Source organism: Nostoc sp. CALU 546, assembly GCF_048836525.1.
Genome location: NZ_JAWJTF010000395.1, coordinates 1 through 1,618 on the forward strand (window position 1 = coordinate 1; position 1,618 = coordinate 1,618).

At 38.7% G+C, this 1,618-nt stretch carries 1 protein-coding gene; it reads left to right on the forward strand.

Going from position 1 to position 1,618, the window contains the following annotated elements:
* Window positions 1-798 precede the first annotated feature (798 nt).
* Window positions 799-1,618, forward strand: an 820-nt coding sequence (locus RRG12_RS43980; RefSeq protein WP_420763353.1) for a DUF4388 domain-containing protein, incomplete at its 3' end; no start/stop codon positions are given.

Consider the following 1,618-nt stretch of genomic DNA (forward strand, 5'->3'; position numbering starts at 1 on the left):
GCTTAAGTTGACACCAGTGGTCATTGGGAGAACCCTCAAGACCCTTCGGCTGAACCTTGTTCCTGGCTAACGCAGTTGTTTATGGGAGAAATCCCCAAAACCACACTGCTTCACCGAACCGTATTAGCTCTACAATCACAAACCTAAGTATGACATTGAAGTTTTTAAATGCTTAGTTTTTAATCATACTGTTTCTCTTGATGAAGTTCCCCTCAAGAATAAACTTCTTGGAGAAGTACCCGACAACTTTTGTCACGGCTACAAAAACATAGTTCGTCAGCGCGGATTTAATGTCTAAAAGCCTTGCTTGAGAGCTATTTACATCTACATTACAGTAGATTTTGGTCGCTCCAGACTTTAGTATTAGGGACAAAAAAACCTTTGTAAGAGAATTGAAGTATCTACGATCTTAGGCTGCAAAATACGGATAACAATGATACTTTTGTGACTGATGGGCGAGAGCCAATGGTCTAGGCGTGACACTTGAGTTACTGTTAGATTGGCTAGATTAGCGAAAGATACAGAAAACCAATCTAATTTTTGAAATACTATATCCTGGCAACTAGTCGGGCCATTTTGCTATTGGAAAATAGCATGAATTGGTTTAGTTGTAACTTGTGCTTTATAGCTTAACAGAGATTGGTGAATTAAGAGTTGGGGGGTGTGAAATCTCTGTACTAACTCAAATGTGACCGCTATATTTATCTGAAAGTGCTCCCAACAAATTCGCGGTGAATTCCGAAAAGGTAATTCACTAATTTCGCCTGCAAATGTTAATTTTATTCCAGAGCCATCCCAATGAAGACACTTCCGATTAGTAGATACAGGTTTTTTCAAAAGCTCCAGCCCTTATCTTTGTTGAAAAAAATCACTGGTAAGTCGGTTACTGGTTGTTTGCAAGTGTTTAGCACGTCAGGCTCTTGGTCAATATATATGGACGAGGGTAAGCTAATTTATGCCTGCTACTCAGAGAAAATGTTTGAGCCACTTTACAGAAATTTGCAAAGCTTGAGTCAGCAAATTTCTACTCTCCCTGGCGGAATCAAAGAACAGTTGCGAGCGATATTTGAAACTGGTATTGAAAATCAGGCAATACCAAATCCAGATTATCTGGCTATTTGCTGGTTAGTCAATCAGAAATATATTAGTCCTTCTCAAGCAGCGATACTGATAGAGCAATTGGCGCTAGAAGTTTTGGAGTCATTTCTGAACTTACAAGAGGGGAGTTATGAATTTATTCCCGAAAGCTTTCTGGATGACATGCCAAAGTTTTGTCATCTAAATCTCCGCTTACTAGTTGAACGATGTCAAATGCCTAGAAGCGTTGGCGAAGCCTCTCGTAGAGAAGCGGCTTATTGTCAGACATCGCCAGCCTCTCAATCACATCCCTCAGAATTGTTCAAAATAAATGAGCTAAAACCTAAAAGCAAAAGTACACCAAATTCTTTTAGAAGAAACGGTTATAAACCACCAACTTACTCTATTCATACTAATGATCATAGGGGTCAGCAAATTATCCAACCGCCTGTTGATAAAAAAATCTACACAATCTTTTGTATTGATGACAATCCTACAGTATTGAATACTATTCAAAGTTATTTAGATGAGCAAACTTTTT